Origin of the sequence: Sporosarcina ureae DSM 2281, from assembly GCF_000425545.1 — a bacterium.
Taxonomy (GTDB): Bacteria; Bacillota; Bacilli; order Bacillales_A; family Planococcaceae; genus Sporosarcina; species Sporosarcina ureae.
Map to the genome: position 1 here is coordinate 22,543 of NZ_AUDQ01000027.1, position 6,473 is coordinate 29,015.

Consider the following 6,473-nt stretch of genomic DNA (forward strand, 5'->3'; position numbering starts at 1 on the left):
AGTAGGGTATTCATACAGTAGAAGTCATTATAAATATTGTTGTGCCTTGACCAAGTAGTATTATTAGATATTTCAGTATCTCTGTAGTGATGAATCTACTAGACGAAGCAGGAATAATAAACCACAAAGTCTACCGCTGGACATGTAAAATGTTCATCTACAAAGCGAATGGGAGTCAGAAATTCAAAAACAAAGAGGTATTCCAAATTCCTGGAATACCTCTTTGTTTTTTGTGCAATTCATGCAGTACATTTCTCAATTTGAATTAAACACTAGGCTGCATACTATGTTTCTTATATTGATGAGCCTCGTCTTTGCGCTTTTGCTGTATCCGAAGGAATATATTATTTCCTAACAGCGCAGCGATAATAAACACCGTACCGATGTAATCAAAAATTGTTAACTGATATCCTTGAATATAGGAAATTACCAGTGTGGTCACCGGCACGAAATTAATAAACAATAAACCATTCAATGGAGACAAGATGCGTACACCCACATTCCAACCTACTAACGCAATGATACCCGGGAATACAATCATAAACAACATGTGCGGTGTTACCACTTGTAATGTATCTATAGTCGGGACTGAAATATAACCTGTCAACGTTACGAAGAATACCACGATACAAGCAGTGAATGTACCAAGTAGACAACTCAACGTAGAATATCGCAACGCTGACCATTCACTAAATCGATTTCCACCCATTGTATAAATGACCCAGCCGATTACCGCAATGAAGATGAGTAATGAAGGTACAATGTCATCTGTTGCTGTAAGGAATGTACGTAAGTCGCCTTTTGTGATCACAAGCATTACACCGACAAAGGCAGTAAACACACAAGTGAGCGTGAAGCCATGTGGTTTATGTCTACTAATCATCCAGACAATAACAATAGAAATCATCGGCATCATAGCTTCTGAAATAGATGCTACCATCGTTCCGGGTTGTCCCATTAGATCTTGCCCCCAGAAAATAAAGAGGTTATAGACAACGAATGCCATTGTCCCGAAGAACCAAAGGGATAGACCCCTCTTTTCAAAGCGGAAAGCTTGCGACCCTTCTTTAAACCATAAAATGATGACGAGTAGAAGTGTTACCGAAACATAACGAATTAATGTGAAATAGAACGGGTCGATATTTTTGAACGCGCTATTGGCAACTGGGAACATTGCACCCCATGACACACTGGCTATAAAGCACAAAAACGCTCCCCAGATAATTTTGTTTTTCAACAGACCTAACCTCCTTGAAGTACTACTTCTAGTAAACACTATTATGGACATCACGTAAAACGAATAATAATGATGACTACTATCAATTTTATTGATATCATATACATAAGAGTATTTTACTAGGAGGCTAACCATGGAGTTTAAAGACTTAGAGATATTCCAGATGGTCGCAGAGAAAGGAACGATCACGGCGGCTGCTAAAGAATTACGTTACGTACAGTCAAATATCACGTCGCGTATACAAAAGCTCGAAGCGGAATTAAAGACGCCATTATTTAACCGACACAACCGAGGGATGATCTTAACGCCTGAAGGGAAACGACTTCTCATATACAGCGAGAAGATTTTATCGCTAACGAATGAAATGAGAAAAATCGTACAGAATGACAAAGAACCTTCAGGAAAGCTCGAGCTAGGCTCGGTTGAAACGGTCATCAAATTGCCAATTATTCTGTCGAGGTATAATAAAAAATATAAGCAAGTCGATATTTCACTATTAACAGGCGTAACGGAAGGATTGCAACTTAAGGTTCTAAACCATCAACTTGATGGGGCATTTATATCGGAAGGTACGACGCATCCTGATCTAGCTGTACATGATGTACTCGAAGAAGAACTCGTGTTGCTTTCGAGTAAACCATTCCAATCCATTGAAGATATTAAAGATGAGCCAATTCTTTGTTTCAGAAAGGGTTGCGGTTATCGAGCTCGCTTAGAGTCATGGCTTGAAGCTGAGCAATTCAAGCCGACGAAAATGATGGAGTTCGGAACATTGGAGACGATTCTCGGCAGTGTGGCGGCAGGATTAGGCGTGACATTCGTTCCGAGATCAACTGTTTCTCATTTGTTAGATCAGGGATCAGTCTATTGCTATCATCTGCCGCCCAAATACAGCCGAATTAAAACGGTATTTGTACGACGTGCAGATTCTTATTTAACACCGACCATTGCAAAATTTATAAAAGTGATTAATGAATTCAGAGAAGAAACGGAAGAGCAATTTCAAAAATCGACACAATTATGATCTGCATAGCATGTTACGTATGGTACGATATAGGGTAGTTATGAATATAGAATTAGGAGTGCTATTAGATGAACTATACGAATCAAACAACACCGCCTGCGAATTTCAAGAAACGGAATTACCGTCCGGCGATTATCATTATCTCTGTCATTCTCATCGGCGCGATTGGCATCTTGGCAGGCATGCCGGGCGTAGAAAACTTCACAGCATTCGATATTACAATCTTGCCTCTATTGAATGCCATATTTAACACTTTCACTTTTATTTTTCTTGTCTGTGCATTAGTCGCGATCTTGAAGAAAAATATCAAACTGCATGAACGTTTTATCTATGCAGCATTTGGGACAACCGCTTTATTTTTAGTGACGTATGTCGCGTATCACTTTTTATCAGAGTCCACACCGTTTGGTGGTAGTGGTTTCTTGGCTGGATTCTATTACTTCATCTTGTTCTCACACATAGTGTTAGCTGCTGCAATCGTTCCGCTCGCACTAACAAGTGTCGCAAGAGCATGGAATATGGAAATCCCGCGCCACCGCAAAATTGCACGTTGGACGATGCCAATATGGTTATATGTTAGCTTTACCGGAGTACTTGTGTATATATTGATTTCACCTTATTATTAAGTAACCAGAAAAATAGCGTTGAGCATCAGTCAAAAGTAGGTGAATGACTGATGCTCTTTTTTACAATGAGATAATCTGAATAATCAAATTCAATGAATAGGAGTGCTACAATGAAAACACCAAATTTCATGTCAGATGAATCATTTGATGAAGTGTTTAAACAAGAATCTGATCTAATCAATGAACAACTACAAAAAGAAATTCTTATTGCGATGGTCGGGGACATCAATGCAGGGAAGTCATCTACACTGAATCGTCTTATGCAAAAAGATGTAGCAGAAGTGGGAGCGCAGCCAGGGGAAACGAAGGAAGTTAAAAAGTTTTATTACACAGACAATATACTGTTTGTTGATACACCGGGTCTTGATGATATTTATCAGGAACATTCAAATGAGACACTAAAATTTTATAATCAAGCAGATGTGATTTTATTTTTCTTGAATGCAGCGGGTACGGTATTGTCAGATACGGAACTAAAATCATTAAATAAGATTGCCACGCTCAATAAGAAAATCATTCTCGTACTCAATAAAATAGATGCAGCTGATGATATTCCGAGTTTAGTGAACTATGTTTTGGAGCATACTGGATTTGCCTATCCGGTTATTCCAATCTCTTCAAAGACAGGAGAACAAATGGAATTCCTGCAAAAAGAGATCCTACAACAATTAAAAGATGTTAATAAAGATCTATTACTCGCAGCGCATATGAACGATAAGTCGTCCATTGCTAAACGATGGATTCTTGCAGCAGGTGCATCAGCCGCTACGATTGGAGCAGTTCCCATTCCGGGTGCTGACTTTATACCGTTGACAACATTGCAAGTGGGCCTCATGTTGAAGTTATCTACATTATACGGAAAACCGATTACGAAAGACCACGCAAAGGAGCTGATCATTGCAACGATCGTAGGGAATATCGGAAAAACAGCTTTCCGTCAAATCGTTAAAGTGATTCCTGGTGCAGGAATGGTCGTTGCCGCAAGTGTTGCCGGGTCTATGACAGTTGCGCTAGGATATGCAGTGAAATATATGTATGAACATAATATGGAACTCACACCTGACACATTGAAAAAAGTGTATGAAATGTTTTTGAAAAAACAAAAGTAAAAAAGGGGCGGAATGTATGGAGTGGTTTAACTACGCAACATTTGTGGTCGCTTTACTAGCAGGTTTGTATTCGATGGAAAGTATGAAACGTAATAAGGAATTAGAAGAACGTGTAGAGGAGTTAGAGAAGAAAAATACGGCCGAACTGGACAAGCATCGGTTGTAGAAAGGGGAATACATGAAAAGCGAATGTCCGATTTGTCGGGGGAATAATTTGTGTGGTAATACAATGGAAAGTGACGAACATTGCTGGTGTACAAAGATGACCTTTCCGCAAGAAGTGTTTCGACAAATACCAGAGAAACACCTGTACAAACGTTGTATATGTGAAACGTGTTTGAACCGTATAACTGAATTAGAGCAGGCAAGCAAGAGGTCTATGGACCACTAGCTTGCCTGATTTTTATTCGGCTTCAAATGAACGTGTGGAAAGTTCTTTCTCGTAGATGAACAATGCGTTCTTATCGTCACGGATCCGCTTCAAATATTCGATATGTCTATCGAATGTTGCTTCCTCTTCTACTTGCTCGTCAAGGAACCAGTTCAGGAAAGAAATCGTTGCATGTTCCTTTTCTTCCCATGCCATATCCATGATTTGATAAAATGATTTTGTTACTTCTTTTTCTTGTAATAATGCCACTTCAAACGTGTGGACCAAGTTATCAAATGAAGTAGTTGGTGCAGGTGTTTCTGTAATAATCGCACGGATCCCGCGATCATTCAAATAAGTATAGATTTTCATTGCGTGTTGACGTTCTTCTTCTACCTGCTGGAGAAAGAAGTGCGCAAATCCGCTGTAATTGCGATATTCACAGTAAGATGCCATGGATAAGTAAGTTTGTGCTGCGGCAAATTCATTATTCATTTGCTCGTTCAACGCTTGTGCTAATTTTTCACTAATCATGTGGATCGCCCCTTTTCTGATAGTAATGTAACTAGCGTAAAGTATGACACCTCCGCTATCTATAGTATACCTTTAAACGACATTATTTGCATACTAGTTATTTAATTGGATACTCATTAAGGTCTACTGATATACTTAAATAGAAAACTAATGAATGTTTGTACATAATAAGAAAGAAGGTCATCACTTGAAACAGTATACTATCCCTGCCTTGGACGTCTCGGCAGGAGTGGAAGCAAAAGCGTATGTAGATACATTGACGAAACCTATCGGAAGTTTAGGGAAACTTGAAGAAATCGTAATTACGTTGGCAGAGATACAAGGTCGGAAACAGCCTAGCATAAATCGATTAGGTGTATTAGTATTCGCAGCAGATCACGGAATTGTAGAAGAAGGGATTTCAGCATTTCCACAACTAGTCACACGTCAGATGGTGCAGAATATGGCGGTAGGCGGGGCGGCTATCAATGTATTCAGCAGACAGCAACAAGCAGAATTTTCATTGGTTGACGTGGGTGTGATGGGAGAGTCGTTTTCAGCACCCGTGAAAGACCGGAAGATTCGACAGGGGTCGGAGAACTTTCTACGTACCGAGGCGATGACTCAGGAAGAAGTAGAGAAAGCGCTGGAGATTGGCTATGAAGAAGCGATGGCGCTATTTGAAAAAGGTGTAGATTTCTTAGTAGTAGGGGAAGTCGGTATTGGTAATACTACGACAAGCAGTGCTGTAGTGGCGGCCATAACAGGTTTAGATCCGGAAGAACTGGTTGGTTACGGAACAGGAATATCGTCTAAACAACATCTTCATAAAATTACAGTAGTTCGGGAAGCACTAGCTCTTCATCAGCCTAATTCTTCAGACGGCTATGATGTGCTACGTAAGGTCGGTGGTCTAGAATTGGCTGCGATGGTAGGAGCAATGCTTGCGGCCGCTTCTAAGCGCGTACCTATCATTTTAGACGGATTTATCTCGACTGCGGCAGCTTGTGTGGCGGAAACTATAAGCCAAGGCGCAACAGGATATATGTTACTTGGTCATCAATCCATGGAACCGGGACATCAAAAGGCATTTCAATATTTAGGAAAAGAACCCATTCTGTCTTTGTCCATGCGATTAGGGGAAGGTACAGGTGCAGCAGTTGCATTCAGTATCATTCAATCGGCTGTGTTGATGATCAATGAAATGGCAACCTTTGAAAGTGCCGGTGTTTCCGGGAAAAATTAATAAAAAGGGAAGAGTGGTAGACTGACCTAGCGATATGAGACACATATAAAACACCATGATTAGGCTGCTTTGACACCATATTTTATCGGTGTCAGGTAGCCTAATTTTTCTTGGATACGTTCTTCATTATAATAATTTAAATAGGCAATTACTCGTTCAACTACAATATTATTGCGTAATGAATTAAATTTAACGTATTGAAATTCTTCAGATTTCAGACTCGAATGAAATGATTCAATCACCGCATTGTCCCAACAGTTTCCTCGACGTGACATGCTGCCGATCAGGTCGTTATCCTTGATATAGGCTTGATACGCGTATGACGTATACACACTCCCTTGATCCGAA

At 40.0% G+C, this 6,473-nt stretch carries 9 protein-coding genes; 6 read left to right on the forward strand and 3 right to left on the reverse strand.

The genetic code is table 11. The features are described 5' to 3' along the window. Positions 1-265 precede the first annotated feature (265 nt). Positions 266-1,237 (reverse strand): DMT family transporter, encoded by a 972-nt coding sequence (locus H605_RS0116295; protein ID WP_029055165.1) that lies wholly within the window; start codon positions 1,235-1,237, stop codon positions 266-268. 133 nt (positions 1,238-1,370) lie between these two features. Between H605_RS0116295 and H605_RS0116300 the strand changes: the two genes are divergently transcribed. The 5 genes from H605_RS0116300 (at position 1,371) to H605_RS18775 (ending at position 4,387) form a co-directional block, all read left to right on the forward strand. Beyond that, entirely contained in the window at positions 1,371-2,261 is an 891-nt protein-coding gene (locus tag H605_RS0116300; RefSeq protein ID WP_029055166.1) for a LysR family transcriptional regulator, read from the forward strand. Positions 2,262-2,329: 68 nt separating this feature from the next. Beyond that, positions 2,330-2,887 (forward strand): DUF420 domain-containing protein, encoded by a 558-nt coding sequence (locus H605_RS0116305; RefSeq protein ID WP_029055167.1) that lies wholly within the window; start codon positions 2,330-2,332, stop codon positions 2,885-2,887. A 110-nt stretch (positions 2,888-2,997) separates the two neighbouring features. Continuing rightward, on the forward strand, positions 2,998-3,996 hold the full coding sequence (locus tag H605_RS0116310) for a YcjF family protein (RefSeq protein WP_029055168.1): 999 nt from the start codon (positions 2,998-3,000) through the stop codon (positions 3,994-3,996). 16 nt (positions 3,997-4,012) lie between these two features. After that, positions 4,013-4,162 (forward strand): hypothetical protein, encoded by a 150-nt coding sequence (locus H605_RS19050; protein ID WP_155979564.1) that lies wholly within the window; start codon positions 4,013-4,015, stop codon positions 4,160-4,162. Positions 4,163-4,174: 12 nt separating this feature from the next. Further along, the gene (locus H605_RS18775) at positions 4,175-4,387 is read left to right on the forward strand and encodes a cysteine-rich CWC family protein (RefSeq protein WP_081657986.1); all 213 of its coding nucleotides are present in this window, start codon (positions 4,175-4,177) and stop codon (positions 4,385-4,387) included. A gap of 12 nt (positions 4,388-4,399) precedes the next feature. On the opposite strand, the gene H605_RS0116320 is transcribed toward H605_RS18775, so the two are convergent. Beyond that, on the reverse strand, positions 4,400-4,900 hold the full coding sequence (locus H605_RS0116320; RefSeq protein ID WP_029055169.1) for a ferritin: 501 nt from the start codon (positions 4,898-4,900) through the stop codon (positions 4,400-4,402). 154 nt (positions 4,901-5,054) lie between these two features. Between H605_RS0116320 and cobT the strand changes: the two genes are divergently transcribed. After that, the gene (gene cobT / locus H605_RS0116325) at positions 5,055-6,125 is read left to right on the forward strand and encodes a nicotinate-nucleotide--dimethylbenzimidazole phosphoribosyltransferase (RefSeq protein WP_051210642.1); all 1,071 of its coding nucleotides are present in this window, start codon (positions 5,055-5,057) and stop codon (positions 6,123-6,125) included. Positions 6,126-6,184: 59 nt separating this feature from the next. Here cobT and H605_RS0116330 read toward each other — a convergent pair. After that, positions 6,185-6,473: integrase core domain-containing protein (locus tag H605_RS0116330; RefSeq protein ID WP_029055171.1), on the reverse strand; the 289-nt coding region annotated here is incomplete at its 5' end.